Here is a 17,074-nt window from a genome sequence, read left to right on the forward strand (position 1 = left end):
TACTTCCAATTGTGCCTTAAATGATCCTGGGTGAGGGAAGTGAGTGAAAAAAGTGAGAGAGAGAATATAGCGCTAATTTTATAAGGGAATGTATGCAAAAATATTATGGATATATTGTGTGGTTCGTTGTAACCCTATTTGTTGTCTATTCTTTTTGTTTAAATACGGCATCTGCTGTTTTTTCCGAATCAATTAAAGCCTCTCTGCATACCAGCAATTTAGGTGTGTCAATTGCCAGTGGCGCATTTATTTTAGGATTTGCATGCATGCAAATCCCGGCAGGTTATTTACTTGATAAATGGAACGCGCGCCTGGTCGTAAGTAGCGGGGTGCTTTTGTTGACTATGGGCAATATTATTATTTCATTCGCGGAGACACTGACTGTTTATACTCTGGCCAATTTCTTACAAGGAATAGGCGCTTCCTTTGCCTTTGTAGCTGCTGCAGTATTAATCGCTCGATGGTTTGCGGCAGAAAAATTTCCTATTTTATTTGGTTTTACGCAAACATTGTCTTGTATTTTCGCAGCTATTATTCATTATTATTTCACGTTGGCCTTAATTACCCATCGCTGGAATGAGTTATATTATGGTTTAGCAGGCTTTGGCTTTATTTTATTACTCCTCTCTTTATTCCTGCTTAAATCCCCTTCAGGTTATAAGCAGGAAGCAACGCTTTCCCTCAAGCAATCGTTAGCAGTTGTTCTTAATAACCGACAAATTTTACTGAGCTCTATTGCTGCTGCAACTTCGTTTGGGGTGCTTTTAGCCTATGCAGGTCTTTGGTATTTGCGGGTACAGAGCTATTATGCTGTAGATAATCTTCAAGCCGTTATTGTTGGCGGTATGATCTTTGGGGGGACTGGAGTCGGAACTCCCCTATGGGGTTATCTCTCTAATAAAATAAAATCGAGAGTTATGATCATACACGTTACTCTCTGTGTAGGGACGATGTTATTATTACTAGGCCTTTATCTGCCGCATTTCAATATTAATACCCTCGTCATCAGTAAAATTGTCTCGTTTTTTATAGGGTTTTTTCTATCGGGTTCAATGCTGTTTTTTACACTAGTAAGTGAGATTTCAACCGCGTTAACACGAGGGGTTGCTGTTAGTGTATTGAATACAGCCGTTTTCTTATTTAATACCTTGTTGCTCTTTATTCCTTTTTTATTTTTAACAGCCTTCTCTACGGATTTTTTTACCTATCTGTGGATACTGCCATTCTTCCTCTTACTCGCTATTTTGTTGGTTTATTTTATTAAAGACAGTGTTTCATCACGTTAAGTTTCCTGGCTCTCTGGTAACCAGGAGCCAGGAACACAGTAACAGTTTTAACGGTAAGCATTGCATACGGTAATTTCTTTTTCAGAAGACGCGCAGTTAGGAGTTGGATCTTTCTATTAACGGTGTGATTAACCGAAAAATTTCGTTCTGTTCACTGCATGTGAATATTCTGCCATTTTTTTCCAGCTTTAATAGTGTTTCATAAATAAAGGACAATACGGGTGTATCCAGTCCATGTGCTCTTGCATAATCGATAACATTAGCCACAATATATTGAGATTCAAGCCGCCGGCCTTCTTGAAAGTCAACGTACATGCTGGGATAAAAGCCGTGCAATGTTGCGGTCGCTGCCAGCAATTTCTCAATGTTATTCGCAATTTCGGCATCATCCAGTTTAGCGACTAGACAAACTTCATACATGAGTGCACGTACAATTTTTTGATAATGGCTTTGTGTAGCGAGGGCATCAACAGAGGTATTAAATAGTACCGCTAAACTGCTAAAAGGAGTATTCCATAATAATTTTGTCCAACGAAGAAAACGATGGTTTTCAGCGAGTTGAATTTTGGGATACATAGCATGATTGACTGAAGACTTAAGTAGTTGCTTAATCTCTTCTCCACTTGATTGCCCAGTTAGAAAAGGGGCTAACTTTAACTCACCAAGGTATTTTATCTTGATATATCCTGGCCTAATGCGAGTGGCGCCTGTTGTCGTTACACCGCACAGAATAGAACAGTTTTCCTTGATGAAAGAGGCGAGATATTCTTCGTTGCCAATCCCATTTTGCAAAACAAGAATTTTGCTTTCAGGTTTAAGAACATAAGGCAGGATTTCTTTTAATACTTCATTTGCAGTGGTTTTGAGTGCAATAAGAATGATGTCAGATTTAGGTAGTTGCTTATAATCCTTCTCAATTTGTTTCGGTGTAACTTCTATGACAGTGCCATCTGGCAGCTCAAGTTCATAATATTTTTGTTGCTGTAAAATTGAGAAGTCAGAACGCTCAAGATGACAGACATGAAGTTCTGCAAGAGTAAACAGGGCTCCATAAAATTTGCCTATTGCCCCAGAACCAATAACGGTAACGGTTATCATCGAGTCATCTCTCATCGTTTTACTAATGCTAGGGCAACTCGAAAACTCACTAAGAATACCCCTAAAATCCTGGCAATGTATTTTTCGCTCTTTTCCAGTAGTTTTATTACTTTAGGATGGGACAAAATCATCGTTAAGGTAAAAAACCACAACGCGATGATAACAAACATTTCAACAATAAAAATCAAAACCCACACAGTTGGCGTTTCCGATTTAATAATGGTAGTAAACAACGCAAGGAAAAATAAAGTGGCTTTGGGATTTAGCAGATTACACAAGAAACCTTGGCGAAAAGCGGTGACTTTTGGCAATGATGTTTTCTTAATTTGCATTCTTTTTTTGTCTACAAAATGAATAGCAGGTTTGGAGAGTAGGGAGGTGACCCCAAGATACAGCAAATAAGCTGCGCCAAGGTATTTAATAAGGCTGAATAGTAAGATGGAGTTGGAGATAACAAAAGCAAGTCCTAGAGAACAGTAGCTAATGTGAATCAAATTGGACAGGGCTACACCAAGCGCGGTGAAGAATCCGGATTCACGAGAATGTAATACTGTATTTTTAGTAACAAGGGCAAAATCCGGTCCGGGTGACATCACGGCCAGTAACATCAGTAACCCGATAGTGAAAAATTGTGTAAACAAGGGGGCTCCTGATAGATTTTCATCGCACGTAGTGTTTTTAAAGAGATACGTTATCACTATTTTAAAAACACGGAAATTAATCAAGATAAAAGTGACGTAAAAAATACCTTGTTTTCATCGCCCCTTTCTCTCAGCCAGAGTCTGGCATGGCCCCTTCGCTTGATCGCACTAAACATTTTGATCTCTCTAAACAAGGTGTCTGGCTAAAATATAGTAGTGAGGTCATAAATGAATGGTTATCCCATTTCCCACATCAAAAACCACAAGTACGTGAAGATATTCATTGTCCAGAAGACGTATTTAGGACAGCAATAGGTTGTGCTTATGCTTTTTGTGATTTGGACTATAAGGGAAGCTCTAAGACTTTTCAGGAGGGACCTTGCTGAGATTGGTTATACTGCCTATTGTCTCTCCTCTGCCCCCAACTCCACGATTCATCTCCTATTGTTGTTGAATCAAATTTTCAATCCCAGGGTTTAACATCGCTCGATTTTGGAAGTTTTTTAAAGTGGAAGTATGGTAGTATCTTTAAAAACAGGATGTGTGGAGTTGCGGTTAAACGAACAGTTAATGCCTGTAATTCCAGATGGTCAAAGTGAGTTGAACCAGTGCGCACCAAATTTTTTAAGATATTAAAATCATTATTTAAATTACTCTGCATTGTCCTGGTAACGTTGCTAGCCATCCGGAGCTATGATTCGCTACGTGGCCCTCCTCTGGAAATTTGGCACACCTACATTCCTAAAGACTTAAAGGCGGAAGAACTTGAACAATTGGATTGGTCACAATATATCAAGGCTGAGAATACGCTATTTGAATCTGTCCGGAGAGAAGTTACTCTCAAATTAAACAGGGAAGAGCGTGTTCCGGTAAATCGATATTTTGATGGTAGTCCAGTTTACCCTGGAAAACTTCCTCATGATTGGAATCATTCTTATATACTTGAACCGCAGGGGCCCCCGGTTGGGGCTGTTGTATTTTTACATGGACTAACAGATTCCCCTTATAGCCTTCGCCATATTGCTCGGCGTTATCGTGAGCATGGTTACGTGGCTATTGCGATTAGATTACCGGCGCACGGTACCGTTCCTGCTGCTTTGACCGATGTTAAATGGGAGGATTGGTTAGCAGCAACACGATTAGCAATCAGGGAGGCTCGGAAACGTGTAGGTCCGTCTCGGCCTTTGCATCTTGTCGGGTTTTCTAATGGGGGAGCACTGGCATTAAAGTACACTCTCGATGCGCTTGAAGATGAAAAACTAACACGCCCAGACAAAATTATATTGATTTCGCCGATGATTGGTATTACCCGTTTTGCTCGTTTTGCCGGACTTGCAGGTTTGCCTGCTCTATTACCTGCTTTTGCAAAAGCAGCATGGCTTAGCATACTTCCTGAATTCAATCCATTTAAATATAATTCTTTTCCTATCAATGGTGCGCGACAATCTTACTGTCTAACAACAGAGTTACAGCAACAAATTCTGCGCTTGATTCGCCGTGGGCAACTTAGTCAACTTCCTCCGATACTTACTTTCCAATCAGTCATGGATTTTACGGTCAGCACCCGTGCTATTGTTTCTGCTTTTTATGCTCAACTTCCCGCTAATGGCAGTGAATTGGTATTGTTTGACCTCAATAGAGCTGCAAAATTCGGTATTTTATTGCGTCCTGCGGCGGATGCTGCATTGACGCGCCTTCTAAATCCACCCCCCAGGAAATTTCGGACAACAATTATCACCAATGTTAACGAAGAAAGTGAAGCGGTGGTCGAATCTATCACAGAAGCGGGGGCTGTTAATGAACAAAGCCGTCCTTTGGGGTTATCTTATCCCAAAGAGGTTTATTCTTTATCGCATGTTGCCATACCTTTTCCAATCACGGATGGGCTTTATGGCTTACAACCTGATCCAACTGAAAATTATGGCATTCAGTTAGGAGCAACAGCTACTCGTGGGGAACGCAATGTACTGATTGTTAGCCTGGATTCGATTCTGCGTCTTTCATCGAATCCATTTTTTCCTTATATGATTAAGAGAATAGAAGAAAATATTCCAACAACTCCTTCTAACAATAAGCAAAGTTAGCTAGCAAAGTTGCTATAACCTATACTAGTTTTGAGCTGCGTTGCCATAAAAGGTCCGATTTTCGCAAGGAGGCCTGCCATGAAACAAACACTGGTCCTAAGTCCTGGAGTAAGTGGTGATAGCGGTTTATGGCAACATCAAATGAATCATTTACAAGAGGTAGTCGATATTAAAGTCATTGTTGTTAAGCAAGCGAACAACTTGCCAGGATATGGTCGACTATGTTCTTGAGCAAAGTCAGCAATTCATTTTAACTGGCGCAAAAACACTCATCATTCATGGGGAATCAGGATCCTTTGTTTTCTATAGAGGAGCCTGCAGATGTCGTTAATTTAAGTGTTGTAAAAGGGAGAAATCAATGAAGATTTTAGCTTGTTTACTCCTCCATCTTTTCCTCATTTTCAGCCCATTAGCCAGTGCTGAAAATTGTCTGATGGAAGGAAAGGAAATCAAATTGGAAGGTAAGCTTGGGGTGCAAACTTTTCCTGGTCTTCCTAATTATGAAAGTATCCAAAAAGGTGATGAGCCTGAAACCTACTGGATTTTGACGACTGGAAAATCTTATTGTGGAATAGGCCGAAGCCTCGACAACGATAAGTTATATCGCCTTGAACGGCGTACCACTAAATTTCAATTGGTACTCACGGCGGAGCAATATAAAGAGAAAAAAGTTCTATTAACCAAGAAAGTGATTGTCAAAGGAAAAATGTTTATTGCTCATACTGGACATCATCATACTGAGATGTTGATTGAGCTGACGAGTATGGAGGCTGCTCCCCAATGGGTTGTTGCTAATTCATACTTGCATTTGCTATGGAGTATTTAAATCGCATAGAATGTGCACAAATCATTTTGAATAAAAAGTATACATGCATTCATTTTATTACTCAAATAAGCGATTTAATTCACTGAGTTTTATGCGTCTTTCTGATAAGAAGCTACAGTCTTTTATCCGTTTAAATCATTTTAATCCCAATGCTGATTGGGCGCCTGACAATCCTGTTTTACATTTCCTGCTAGCTAATGAACGGTTTATTGATGTAGCACGGTTATTTAGCTTAATGTCGAGACGTATTGACCCTAATCTGTGTGATGGTTCCCGGTACGGCAAAAAATCCCTCCTCATTCTGTTGACGCTATTGCCCTCTAGCGGGTTATTAATACATAAATTTATTGATGTCTATAAAGAGGAGCTACGCGTCAACTATCAGGATGACAAAGGTAGAACAGCACTTCACTATGCGGTTATCCTTGGCCGTGCAGACGTGGCTAGCCGCCTTATAGAACTGGGTGTATCTACCCAAATTCGCGATAAGGATGGTTTATCTCCCCTGGATTACTTGCACTGTACAGAAAAAACAATTTGCTCTACTTTAAAAATGGTTGATATAGAGCCTGCACGGGATACCAAGGCGTTAAGAAATTCGCTCACTGACCATTATGGTCGCCCTTTAATGATACAAGGAGCTCATCCTGCACAGTGTAAAAAGACTGTCGAGAATCTTAGAAATGGTAAGCAGATTTTAGTGAAATACATTCAAGGCAATCCGCCAGCTTGGTCGACTTTTATTGGTGATAATTCCGCGAAAACTTATGCTGACATGTTATCTTTTGCCAAAGAGATTGCAGAGAGAAAGCGGGTAGATTTGTCAGATATTTTTGTCAATCAGCCGTTGGGTAGTCATGAGCAGCAAGAGTTTAGGGAAATGTTAGCAGCTTTTAGTAACGACTTCTCGGGGCAATCTGTTCTTGAGCAATGTATCAGCGGGCATGGAAAAACAGAGCAGGCAATAAAAAATGCAATGGAAGCGGAGTATTCTCCAGACATGGAAGAATATGGCAGTATGATTCCATACTAATTTCATCAGGCAGGCAGGACGATGAATTACAGAGAAAAATTAAGCAATGTCAATGCGCTTAGAGTTTATGCTATGGTTTTTTTAATTCTTTATGACCGGCATTATTTTTTTAGTTTGTGTTATCGTAAGGGCGCTGGATTATCCACAACCTTTGTGCCTTTTTATTTTAACGCAGGTTGTTTGTATTTAGCCTTATCGACAATTTTGCTTACGGGGGTGCTTTTATTATTACTCACCGCTTTGCTGTTTGGTATTTATCGCTTCTTTAGCAAGAAAAACACACCACCCTTGTTAGTGAGTCTATTGATAATTGTCTTGGTAACCTGGCTCTTACACCTTCTAAGCCCCTTTTCCTTAGTCACCTAACACTATTTACATTAATTTGGTGTCAGCATGCCTGCGCCTTCTTCATCGAGCGCTATTAATGCCTCTATGCTCTGTTTATAGAATTTTTCCTGGGAAAATAGGCTGCGGTAAAGTGGTTTTAGACCACCACTGAATATATCGGTGGCTTTTTGAAAAAAAACTCTTTCCTGCCAGCAGGGTGAATTGTAGTAACAAATTTCCATGGCTTTAACTATAACCTGCTTGTCACCATAGCTAAAAACAGTTTTCTCTTTCATCTGCTCCACCAGAACAGCAATAATTTGATAGCGATTCATTAACTTTTGCTGTTTGGTGGTTGGTTCGACGAGTAATGCCATTCCCCCCTCAGTGGAGAAGATGACCCCTTCTTTTTCAAGCTTGTCCTGTAAATGATCCCTAAACGCGGCAAGAGCCTCTTTGACCATTTGGGCTTGTTTTCTTCGTTGTATCAAGGGGCAGAAAAAATGAACTTTTTCTTTCGCAAGTTGCTGTCCCAGTTGCTCAAGCTCCTTGTCTAAATTAGCAAAACTCTGGGTCCCCATGGTTGCTATCTTTTTAGCCAATTCTACTTCCGCCAAAGATTGGCTCATGAGTTCTATCCATTTTCTGGCGCGATCAGCGTTGCTTGCTATTAATCTGGAAAAATCAGAGTCATCTTGAAGAAAAGATTTCAGTTGATTGGCATTTTCAATGGTAGTCGCTGCAGTAACTTCTTCCAGTTCCTCATCTTCTTTAACCGCCAAAACAAGACTGGCTAAAGATAGAAAGGTCATTAGGGTATAGCCCTTTTCACCATTTACAAGATAACGGTGGTATTGCAGGTAATTGTATATAAAATTAATAGCAGGAATGTCATTCTTATCAATATCTGTTTGGCTTAATTCATAAATTCCCAATTGTACAAGTTCATCAGCACCCATGAGATCTTTTTTCATTGATTGATATTTTTGGCTAACAAAAGCAGCCAACTCGAGCGCTTTGAAATAACAACCCGATCTTAAGGCATCAACATAATCCTGTGCATGGCTCATAGTGGTCGTCGTTATAGAAGATAAAGGTTGAATTAGTATATTTGGAAAACAATTTAAATTGCAAAAGAACAAGTCGTTTATTTCGTCCCAATTTACATCAATAAGGCGAATGAAAAAAATTTATTTGGCTTAAGAATTGGGAACCGGTAGGATTGATCTAATTCACTATTTCTGATTAATGGAGATTCGTTTAGATGTCTCTAAAAAGAAACCTTCTACGTGTCTTATTCTGTCTATTGGTTTCGCTATTATTTTTAAAGTCAATGGCTTACTCCTATCCAGCTACCGAGAGAAAAAAGATGTCGCAGCAATTTGCCGATCTTGCAGACGATTATGAAAAGAGCTTATTCGATTATTCGCCGGAATTAGGTCTCTTTTGGGGAAAAACCAATGTAGCACAAGATCGTTTTATGGATGCTTCTATAGAAGCTTATAACCAATGGTTGCAAAAAGAAGACGATTTCTTATTAGCCCTGTACAGAATAGATGAAAAGGCATTGCAGGGGTCGTCGCAATACCTGACTTATCTCCTTCTAAAAGAAACACTGGAAGCGAAAAAAGCAAGTCGAATTTGTAGAGAAGAGCTTTGGGATATTAATCCAAGCTTTGGTTGGCATAATAAAATGGCTATTGTAGCTGAGAAACAACCCGTTGGAACCCCGGAGTCTCGCCAATTTGCTCTTACCCGCTGGCAGACTTTTGATAAAGTGGTCGATAATCAAATCGACAATTTAAAATTGGGATTGAGCCTTGGCTATACTGCGCCAAAGCCTGCTGTAACGAGAGTATTAGCGCAACTTAAAATAGTACTCAATAGTCCCATTGGCGCATCCCCTTATTTTGATTTTGCTCGCCGGGATGGTGATGAATCGTTTAAAACGCAAGTTACCCTTTTAATTCAAAAAGTTATAAATCCTGCTATTAAAAAATATGTGGATTATCTGGAGAAGGACTATTTGCCTAAAGCCAGAAATGAAATAGGTGTTATGGCATTACCAGCAGGGTTGGCATGCTACCAGGCTAAAATCAAACAAGAAACCACCCTGGGGCTGTCGCCGAATGAAATTCATGCATTGGGTTTACAAGCAATACAAAAATTATCTGGAGAGGTTGCTGAAATTGGTATGAAAAAATATGGTACTGACGATATGACCGTAATTTTTCAGCGTGCAAAAGAAGAGTCAGAGAATTATTTTTCTACGGAACAAGATATCTTGGATTATAATGTCGCCGCTCTGGAACGGGCCAAAGCTAAAGTTTCTGATTGGTTTGACCTTAGGCCAAAAACGGAAGGTATTCTACGACCTTATCCTGCCCATCGAGCAAAAACAGGGGCTTCTGGTGAATACCATCCGCCTAATGAGGAGGGGACAGAGCCTGGTGTTTTTTATATCAATACCTATGAGCCTGAAAAACGTAGTCGTATCGATCAAGAGGCAACTCTCTTTCATGAATTGATACCGGGTCATCATTTTCAAATAGCCCTGCTTTATGAAAACAAAGCGATACCTACGCTAAACCGGTATTTGTTTAATGCTGGTTTTGGTGAGGGTTGGGCTTTGTATGTCGAACGCCTGGCTGATGAGATGGAGTTATATCAGGATGATATTTCTCGTTTGGGAATGTTGTCGAATGAAACCCTAAGAGCAGCACGCCTCGTGGTTGATACAGGCATACATGCTTTTCATTGGAGTCGAGAAAAAGCAGTGGCTTATTTAAAACAGCATACAGCTCTGAGCGAAAACATTATTGAGGGCGAGGTTGATCGTTATATTATGATGCCAGGGCAGGCTACTGCTTATATGCTGGGAAAAAATGAAATAGAAAGTTTGCGTCAATTAGCCAAAGAACAATTGGGAAGTCGTTTTGATATACGCCAATTTCACAATCAAGTGCTAAAAAATGGGGTCGTCAGTTTACCTTTATTGAGAACCCAAATTGAGAGTTGGTTGGAAAAGCAAAAAAGGAGTTAACCCCCCAGGTCAATGCTCTGAGGCTTGCGGCTATGATTGCATCCCGATGCTCTCAAGTTGTCAGCGGGGTGTTATTGTCAGTTCCGATGTTGAGATTATTTCTGGTGTTAGTGGTTTACAGGCAGTGAGCGCCTCTCTCATCATCTCTATTGCTTTTCTGTGAATCTCGTTATTGAGTGTGAGAGAGCCTACTGCACAATGTTCTGTTAAGCTAGCAAAAAATCTATCTTCACATACTGCGACCCGCATTGACTTATCTCGCAGCAGAGGTTGTTTGTTTTTTCGTTTTTCTTCTTGTTGTGCGACTTTTTTATTATAACAACCAACCGTTTTATCTAAGTCAGTCTGATATTTTTTAAGGGTCTTAGAAAAATCACTGAAAATCGCTATTTCCTTGTGTTTTTCGAGGCCGTAGTGAATGGCTTTTTCAAGGTATTGTTTCCCTTGATCACAATACTTTACCTTAGCTTTTTTTTCGCTTGCTTCAATCAGGCAGCAGATTGCTTTTAGATAATATCCTTGAGCCCCCAATACATAGTGAATTGCCATGGCATTAGCTTCCAGGATAGGCGCAAGTGTTTTAAGAAAAAGGTTCAATTTAGTAACCCCGTCTTGATAAACACTTTTATCTTTTTCAGCAAGAAATTGAGCAAATGATAGATTAATTTCAGCTAACAGAACGAAGATATTTATTTTGCCAGGTGAGCTCTCTGCTTCTCCAGTAAAGAAAGCATATTTTGGCTTCCCCTGTTGACTATTTTGGGGGGTATTATCCACTGCTTTATCTGTTTTATTCCTGCGCATAATAAGAGTCCTTTAATCTAGTCTTAGAGAAATAAATTGTTTTTCCAAAGTAATAGCTCATTGAATCATCATTGTAGGCTGCTGGGGTAAAAACTGTAATATGTGGGTCTGAACCATAGTAATCAATGCGCCAATAGAGTGCTGGCTCAATGGCTTGACTTTTAAGGGGGGAAATTGAAACACAGCTCCATCGTCAAAGTAAGTCAACGACGCAAATAAAGTGGCCTGATGCAAATAAATAGCTCTCGGTGGTTAATATTTGGTTAATGTTTGCTAAGTATAATCAGGCTTTTTTACTGGCAATAGTGTAATGGCTTTTTCAATCACAAAACTAGTTTCCTTGGCTGCTGAATTAGAAATAGATTTTGGTGTTGGGCCCTGTCTGGGCTTTGATGCCGTTTTAGCAATGGCTTATCTGAGTGATCAACAAGATGCATGGGATAGTCTGTTAGACAGGATTGGCCGTTATAAAAGCATGACAAGTCTTGCTGCCGAGATTAATGAGGCTCGGTTACGAGTCGGCCTGGGCAAAGGTAAAGATGGCGATAAGAAATTGCTTTCAATTTATAATTTTTTAGTTTCTATTGCGAAGATCAACTCACTGCAGTTTCAGGTCTTCCATTGTTCATTTGCGTATCAGGCATATCACCGAGAGAAATTGTTATTTACGCATCACACACAAGAAAAAGGTGGTTTAAGAAGTCAGGAGGAAACTCTTGTTATGCAGAAAAGGGAAGCAGAAAGACTATTCGCAAATTTGCAACAGTTCGTTAAAGACTATCCACAACTTTGTTTTTGCATAGAGTCGCATGATCATGACGTTTTTCTTTGTTATAACGTGTCTACAGGGTTTTGGCAGTTAACAGATATCAATGATTTTGAGGAAGAAACGAACGACTATTATATGGAGTATACTCGGGAGGAGATTGCTGAAGCAGTACTTGCTTGCTTTAATGATGAGGAAACCAGTTTAATGAGGATTAAGCTAATTGGCCCATCTGCGACTTTTACTACGACTGTTCTTTCTAGGTTTAAGTGTTGTCTCGGTAATTTAGGCGACATGGATGAACAGAGAGCCCAAATGATCAATGCAGATGGGGTTGGGTTACTCTATATGGAAGCCTTTTATGGGAATCTCGACAAAGTAAAACACTTGCTTACCTTGGGGGCCAACCCTGGTCAAACCTCCGTATCGAAGGGTTTGGATCCTGCCTATGTTGCCTGTGAAAATGGCCATATTGACATTGTTAAGGCGTTATTGAGCACTGGTCAACGGGATATTAATCAGCAATCCAAAGATGGAACCACCTTATTACTACTCGCTTGTTACAATAAGCATTGGCACATCGTTCATTATTTGCTGGCCTACGAAGGGATTAATGTTAATTTGGCAAATAAGGACGGCCTAACCGCGCTACACCTATTAATTATTAATGAACAAACAGAACTTTGTCAGTCAGTTCTTGAGTTGGGGGCAGATAGAAACGCCCAGGCTCTGGAAATGGGAACGCCTCTCGAAGTAGCCGGAGTTATCAATAATCAGCAAATAACGGCGCTTCTTACTGGGCAAGAGTCTATTAGGGACAGAAATCTGTCGGATACTCCGGGGGCTTCTATTGCTTCCAATGTGGGTGGTGAATTCTTTCCTACTATGAAGACTGATAGAAATAGCCAACCTTTGATGGGCATGGCTTAGAACAAATATTATTCAAAAAGGGTGTTAATGGCGCATTAGATCATATATAATGCAATTTGATTTTTAAGAGGTTTACAATGGCAAGTTTTTGGCAATATAGCGCTACTCAACGATTCTTTTATGGTAATAAGGAACAAGGGGGCGGTTTCGCATCATTAGAATCAACTCTAAGTGACTGGAACCGAGAAATTCGAGCTGGCAAAGGCACTCAAATTTTAATCAATGGAAGACCTATAGGTGAGTTAAGACAGGGAAAGGAGTTTGAGAGTCAGGACGAACTACGTACTTTTTTTGCGACGGAATTGTTCTCAAAAGCAATCCCAGAAGAAAAAGAGATATTGGCTAATCATGCTTTGTCTCATTTTCATCAAGGCGGACTTCCCTTTGCGAGTCACCATTGTTTGGTGAATGCGCAATTAAAGAAAAACACACAGATTAAATTTCCTAATGAAGTATCTAAGGTAAACATTGTACCAATTAAAGGTGGTGTTTCTATTATCGCAGATCATACTTATCCAACAGTCGTGGTAGGAAACAAAAAAAATACCACGTCTACTTATCATGCAAAAATTCATTGTGAAATGAGCTTTACCACCAAAGGTATTCATGTGCAGGATTTAACGATCGATTGTCCAAATAGCGCGGCTGCTAAAATACTTGATCCCAGGACAGTGAGGGAGTTGCTGCAACATATTATCAACAAAATCTCGCAGGCAATATGGCCTAATCAAGATCTTCCCCAACCTGCAGAACTCAATGCAGATGATTTGGATGAGGCAAAGGCTGTTATGCGTTTTGCATCTAGAGGGGCAAATAGCTAAATTGCCTGGTTGAATCTGACAGGGCGCAGTTTGTCTCATTGTTGCAGATTTTATCTTCGCTCACCTACATGCTGTGCTTATGCACAGCATCCGGTCATTCACGGCTCTCAAATTTAATTGGCAACCACGCCTTCTAATAAACCCAGAAACAAATCATTCTGTTTATTTCAAAATTATATATTAAAAAATAATAGGGGGTTGATATCCACCTAATAATTCTTCAAGTCGCTCGGCAACTGCCAGAGCAGTGGTATCTTTCCACCGATTTGCAGCGATTTGCACCCCGATGGGTAATCTTGTAGCTGAGGTGCCGCATCGTAGACTCACCGTTGGACATCGGCTCAAATTATGGGTCATCGCATAGGAGAAATCGCTGATTTCTTTAATCCCGATACCATGTGGTTTGGCTACTTTCGGAAAGACTGGGCTAATTAATACATCATACTTGTGCATGAAAGAAAAAAGTTCCATGCGGAATAAATCGATTTCTCTCATATGACTATATAATTGAGTCATTGAAAATTGACAGTTTTCTGCCTGGCGGAGAAATTCTCTTAACTCCCAGGAGAGTGTTTCAATACCCAGCTGGTGTAATACCTGCTTGAAGCCGCTTCCATGATCCCCTCCCAGAAAAAGATCCCAATGCAGCGCATAGGATTGACTGACACAGTCCGGGCGTTCTTCAACAACGACAGCAACGTCATCTTCCAGGGCTAAAGCTGCCGCTTTAACAACCTGTTGTATTTCCTGTGCTACGGGAGTAAAACCATTTTCGGTGAAATAGGCAACACGCAGTTTTTTTAGTGGGGGTGCTGGTTCAATCGGGACGGGTATTGTATATGGGTCAAACTGATCAGGGCCTGCAAGCACTGACAAACCCAAGCGGAGATCATTGACGGAACGGGCCATAGGACCATAAGTGAGCATAGAACCAATGAGGCCTGGCGAATCTCCTCCTACAGTACCTGTGGATGGGAGATGTCCATGAGTGGGTTTTAAGGCAACAATTCCACAACAATGTGCAGGTTGGACAAGACTACCGCCTCCATCTGAGCCTATTGCAAAAGGTACACCGCCTGCAGCAATTAACGCGGCAGAACCACCACTACTTCCACCACAAGTTTTATCCAGATCATAGGGATTATTAGTCCGCCCGTAGATTAAGTTGTCGGAATCCCCACCGCGACACATTTCTGGAACATTGGTTAATCCAATAACAATGGCGCCTTCTGCCTTTAATCGCGCGACAAGCGTTGCATCCTGCTGAGCCTTTCCTGCTTTATAAAAACCAGGGCTGCCAGAAGAGCAAATTAAGCCTTCCACATTTAAAGCATCTTTGATTGCAACTGGGAGACCTGTTAATTTTTTTAATGATTTCTTAGCAGCAATTGCCTTATCGACATTGACGGCCTGCTGCAAACATTCCTCGGGAGTAAAACGCTGGGTTAAGGCATTAAGAGCAGGATTAACTTTGTCGATTTGTTTCAAATGCGCCAGCATCACTTCTTTGGCAGAAAGCGTTTTTTTCTGAATATGCTGAATGATTTCTATTGCTGTCAGTTGGTGGATGTTATCCATTTCGTAAAATTCCTATTAGGATATGGAATAGATTTGCTCTATTAACGGCTAAAATGAAAAAAAATTAAATTTAATAGGACGATTTTTGAATGCACAAATTATAAATAACATACAAGAGTTAGCATTGGAAAGATTTTATTCATGTTATAGGCAAAATAAGATAAAATTTTTTACCATTAAATCAACAGGGCAGGATGATGGAACAGTTCGCTATGCATTGTTATGTTTCTGGTAAAGTTCAGGGCGTGTGGTTTCGATCCTCTACGAAAAGTGAGGCTGACAGGCTTGGACTTAAAGGATGGGTACGTAATTTAAGCGATGGGCGAGTAGAGGTTTTTGCTTGTGGGAATGAAAACCAACTAGAGCTATTTTACGCCTGGCTGCAGCAGGGGCCGCGATTCGCTGACGTCAGTGAATGTACGCGAGAAAATTTGCCCTGGCAGGATCGCCCAGGATTCGAAATTTTGAGGTGATTGAACAATTGATAGGATATTCTGTATACATCGATGATTAAAAGGAGTGATAATGTCTGCAAGACAGCAAGAATACAATACACCGTTAAATGTTTATTTACACCTGCTTCGTAATACTTCTATCGGTCTCATACTTATCATCGCGGCTCTCTTTATTGGTATGCTTGGCTATCATGTTTTTGAGCAAATGTCCTGGGTTGATTCCTTTCTCAATGCTTCGATGATTCTGTCAGGAATGGGGCCTGCAGCTACACTTACTACTTCCGCAGGTAAGCTATTTGCTGGTTTATATGCATTGTTCAGTGGTCTTGCCTTTATTGCCATCGTCGTTATTATGCTTTCACCAGTCATCCACAAGTTTTTTCGTAAAATTCATCTGGAAAGTGGCAGGCATAATGATTGATAGAAATTTCCCCCTGTAAAAATCCAATTACTAGTGAGAGGCTATTAGCAGAGTAAATACCGTATTAATACGGCGTTCAGTATGTCAGCTGTTGATTATAATTAGTGCTTTAGTTAGTAGCCAAAAATGAAGTAAATAAAGGTATTTTTATGGGAAAAATCTTGGCGGAATTACAACGCCATCCTACCTTGCTTTATACGCAAGAATTAAAAAAATTATGCAAGCCTCTTGAGTCCATTGATATTACTACTTTTTCTCATGTCAGAGTTTATAGGGATCAGCGCTTAACAGTATTATGTAATCATCCTGATTTTATGCTCAATTATGCCAGGAGAAAATATTACGATGCTGATCCCTGCATTAACATTACACCGGAAACGATTGATTTTGGGCAATATTTAGTATGGGATGCAGTTGAGTGCTATGGTAAAACAGCGGCGATGATGCAAGATGCAGCTGATTTTGATTTCAAACATATATTCACTATTATAAAAAGCCAAACTGAATTCACTGATTTTTATCATTTTGGAACGCACCTTTTAAATCCATCCATTAATCAGATCTATATTAATAATCTTGATTTATTGACGCATTTCATTTCTTTTTTTGATAAGCAAATAAAACAAAGAAGGGAGCTGGCAGTAGCATATGAAATTGCTTTTAATCCCGATAAAGAGAAAGCCTGTGTTTCAGTTGATACTAGTAATTTCATTGAGAATAAGCATAAAAAGAGAACCACCTTTTTAAAAGCGCTATCAATATCAGATAATAAGCAATTAACAACAAAGGAGAAAATCTGTGCTGATTTACTTATTCAGGGAAAAACAGTAAAGGAGATAGCGCAATTAACGGAGCGTTCCTATCGTACCATTGAAGATAGAGTTGATTCATTAAGATATAAATTTAATGCTAAGAATAGAACAGAATTGGTTGTTAAATTATTGGCTGAATTTTATTAGGG

Annotated in this window: 18 protein-coding genes; 13 read left to right on the forward strand and 5 right to left on the reverse strand. The window is 40.0% G+C overall.

Annotated features, from left to right (window positions below; translation table 11 throughout):
* Positions 1-92: 92 nt before the first annotated feature.
* Entirely contained in the window at positions 93-1,286 is a 1,194-nt protein-coding gene (locus Lfee_RS09610; protein WP_082646615.1) for an MFS transporter, read from the forward strand.
* Positions 1,287-1,382: 96 nt separating this feature from the next.
* Here the strand turns inward: Lfee_RS09610 and Lfee_RS09615 are convergent, their stop codons facing one another.
* Both Lfee_RS09615 and Lfee_RS09620 read right to left on the reverse strand, forming a co-directional pair.
* Positions 1,383-2,384, reverse strand: coding sequence for a ketopantoate reductase family protein (locus Lfee_RS09615; protein WP_058446179.1), 1,002 nt, complete (start codon positions 2,382-2,384; stop codon positions 1,383-1,385).
* An 11-nt stretch (positions 2,385-2,395) separates the two neighbouring features.
* Entirely contained in the window at positions 2,396-3,025 is a 630-nt protein-coding gene (locus tag Lfee_RS09620) for a LysE family translocator (RefSeq protein ID WP_058446181.1), read from the reverse strand.
* A gap of 146 nt (positions 3,026-3,171) precedes the next feature.
* Here Lfee_RS09620 and Lfee_RS09625 point away from each other — a divergent pair, with 146 nt between their 5' ends.
* The 6 genes from Lfee_RS09625 to Lfee_RS09645 all read left to right on the forward strand — a co-directional run bounded on the left by Lfee_RS09625 (position 3,172) and on the right by Lfee_RS09645 (position 7,334).
* Positions 3,172-3,411 (forward strand): hypothetical protein, encoded by a 240-nt coding sequence (locus Lfee_RS09625; RefSeq protein ID WP_058446183.1) that lies wholly within the window; start codon positions 3,172-3,174, stop codon positions 3,409-3,411.
* 222 nt (positions 3,412-3,633) lie between these two features.
* Entirely contained in the window at positions 3,634-5,109 is a 1,476-nt protein-coding gene (locus tag Lfee_RS09630; protein WP_058446185.1) for an alpha/beta hydrolase, read from the forward strand.
* Positions 5,110-5,187: 78 nt separating this feature from the next.
* Complete coding sequence (locus Lfee_RS17025) at positions 5,188-5,340, forward strand: hypothetical protein (RefSeq protein WP_156413383.1); 153 nt, start codon at positions 5,188-5,190, stop codon at positions 5,338-5,340.
* A 127-nt stretch (positions 5,341-5,467) separates the two neighbouring features.
* Positions 5,468-5,935: a DUF4431 domain-containing protein gene (locus Lfee_RS09635; RefSeq protein ID WP_058446187.1), complete on the forward strand. Its 468-nt coding sequence runs from the start codon at positions 5,468-5,470 to the stop codon at positions 5,933-5,935.
* 91 nt (positions 5,936-6,026) lie between these two features.
* Positions 6,027-6,968 (forward strand): ankyrin repeat domain-containing protein, encoded by a 942-nt coding sequence (locus Lfee_RS09640; RefSeq protein ID WP_058446189.1) that lies wholly within the window; start codon positions 6,027-6,029, stop codon positions 6,966-6,968.
* A 21-nt stretch (positions 6,969-6,989) separates the two neighbouring features.
* Positions 6,990-7,334, forward strand: a complete 345-nt coding sequence (locus Lfee_RS09645) for a hypothetical protein (protein WP_058446191.1) — start codon at positions 6,990-6,992, stop codon at positions 7,332-7,334.
* Positions 7,335-7,345: 11 nt separating this feature from the next.
* Here the strand turns inward: Lfee_RS09645 and Lfee_RS09650 are convergent, their stop codons facing one another.
* Entirely contained in the window at positions 7,346-8,365 is a 1,020-nt protein-coding gene (locus tag Lfee_RS09650; RefSeq protein WP_058446194.1) for a hypothetical protein, read from the reverse strand.
* Positions 8,366-8,559: 194 nt separating this feature from the next.
* On the opposite strand from Lfee_RS09650, the gene Lfee_RS09655 reads away from it, so the two are divergent.
* On the forward strand, positions 8,560-10,338 hold the full coding sequence (locus Lfee_RS09655; protein WP_238584908.1) for a DUF885 domain-containing protein: 1,779 nt from the start codon (positions 8,560-8,562) through the stop codon (positions 10,336-10,338).
* A 60-nt stretch (positions 10,339-10,398) separates the two neighbouring features.
* Here Lfee_RS09655 and Lfee_RS09660 read toward each other — a convergent pair whose 3' ends face one another.
* Entirely contained in the window at positions 10,399-11,142 is a 744-nt protein-coding gene (locus tag Lfee_RS09660) for a hypothetical protein (protein ID WP_058446198.1), read from the reverse strand.
* Positions 11,143-11,452: 310 nt separating this feature from the next.
* Here Lfee_RS09660 and Lfee_RS09665 point away from each other — a divergent pair, with 310 nt between their 5' ends.
* On the forward strand, positions 11,453-12,838 hold the full coding sequence (locus Lfee_RS09665; protein WP_058446199.1) for an ankyrin repeat domain-containing protein: 1,386 nt from the start codon (positions 11,453-11,455) through the stop codon (positions 12,836-12,838).
* A gap of 77 nt (positions 12,839-12,915) precedes the next feature.
* Complete coding sequence (locus Lfee_RS09670) at positions 12,916-13,659, forward strand: hypothetical protein (RefSeq protein ID WP_058446200.1); 744 nt, start codon at positions 12,916-12,918, stop codon at positions 13,657-13,659.
* 180 nt (positions 13,660-13,839) lie between these two features.
* Here Lfee_RS09670 and Lfee_RS09675 read toward each other — a convergent pair whose 3' ends face one another.
* A complete protein-coding gene (locus Lfee_RS09675; RefSeq protein ID WP_058446201.1) occupies positions 13,840-15,237 on the reverse strand; it encodes an amidase in 1,398 nt (465 codons plus the stop codon).
* 194 nt (positions 15,238-15,431) lie between these two features.
* Between Lfee_RS09675 and Lfee_RS09680 the strand changes: the two genes are divergently transcribed.
* From Lfee_RS09680 to Lfee_RS09690, 3 genes are all read left to right on the forward strand, one after another.
* Complete coding sequence (locus Lfee_RS09680) at positions 15,432-15,710, forward strand: acylphosphatase (protein ID WP_058446208.1); 279 nt, start codon at positions 15,432-15,434, stop codon at positions 15,708-15,710.
* A gap of 52 nt (positions 15,711-15,762) precedes the next feature.
* Positions 15,763-16,113 carry a hypothetical protein gene (locus tag Lfee_RS09685; protein ID WP_058446209.1) on the forward strand — a complete coding sequence of 117 codons (351 nt, stop codon included), beginning with the start codon at positions 15,763-15,765 and terminating at the stop codon, positions 16,111-16,113.
* Between the two features lie 149 nt (positions 16,114-16,262).
* Positions 16,263-17,072: a helix-turn-helix transcriptional regulator gene (locus Lfee_RS09690; protein WP_058446210.1), complete on the forward strand. Its 810-nt coding sequence runs from the start codon at positions 16,263-16,265 to the stop codon at positions 17,070-17,072.
* Positions 17,073-17,074 lie beyond the last annotated feature (2 nt).

Source organism: Legionella feeleii (genome assembly GCF_001467625.1).
Taxonomy (GTDB): domain Bacteria; phylum Pseudomonadota; class Gammaproteobacteria; order Legionellales; family Legionellaceae; genus Tatlockia; species Tatlockia feeleii.

Coding starts and splice junctions, on each gene's coding strand:
- Lfee_RS09680 (WP_058446208.1), top strand. CDS start 15,432: ATGATGGAACAGTTCGCTATGCATTGTTATGTTTCTGGTAAAGTTCAG.
- Lfee_RS09610 (WP_082646615.1), top strand. CDS start 93: ATGCAAAAATATTATGGATATATTGTGTGGTTCGTTGTAACCCTATTT.
- Lfee_RS09635 (WP_058446187.1), top strand. CDS start 5,468: ATGAAGATTTTAGCTTGTTTACTCCTCCATCTTTTCCTCATTTTCAGC.
- Lfee_RS09670 (WP_058446200.1), top strand. CDS start 12,916: ATGGCAAGTTTTTGGCAATATAGCGCTACTCAACGATTCTTTTATGGT.
- Lfee_RS09675 (WP_058446201.1), bottom strand. CDS start 15,237: ATGGATAACATCCACCAACTGACAGCAATAGAAATCATTCAGCATATT.
- Lfee_RS09640 (WP_058446189.1), top strand. CDS start 6,027: ATGCGTCTTTCTGATAAGAAGCTACAGTCTTTTATCCGTTTAAATCAT.
- Lfee_RS09685 (WP_058446209.1), top strand. CDS start 15,763: ATGTCTGCAAGACAGCAAGAATACAATACACCGTTAAATGTTTATTTA.
- Lfee_RS09655 (WP_238584908.1), top strand. CDS start 8,560: ATGTCTCTAAAAAGAAACCTTCTACGTGTCTTATTCTGTCTATTGGTT.
- Lfee_RS09665 (WP_058446199.1), top strand. CDS start 11,453: ATGGCTTTTTCAATCACAAAACTAGTTTCCTTGGCTGCTGAATTAGAA.
- Lfee_RS17025 (WP_156413383.1), top strand. CDS start 5,188: ATGAAACAAACACTGGTCCTAAGTCCTGGAGTAAGTGGTGATAGCGGT.
- Lfee_RS09690 (WP_058446210.1), top strand. CDS start 16,263: ATGGGAAAAATCTTGGCGGAATTACAACGCCATCCTACCTTGCTTTAT.
- Lfee_RS09615 (WP_058446179.1), bottom strand. CDS start 2,384: ATGATAACCGTTACCGTTATTGGTTCTGGGGCAATAGGCAAATTTTAT.
- Lfee_RS09660 (WP_058446198.1), bottom strand. CDS start 11,142: ATGCGCAGGAATAAAACAGATAAAGCAGTGGATAATACCCCCCAAAAT.
- Lfee_RS09645 (WP_058446191.1), top strand. CDS start 6,990: ATGAATTACAGAGAAAAATTAAGCAATGTCAATGCGCTTAGAGTTTAT.
- Lfee_RS09625 (WP_058446183.1), top strand. CDS start 3,172: ATGGCCCCTTCGCTTGATCGCACTAAACATTTTGATCTCTCTAAACAA.
- Lfee_RS09650 (WP_058446194.1), bottom strand. CDS start 8,365: ATGAGCCATGCACAGGATTATGTTGATGCCTTAAGATCGGGTTGTTAT.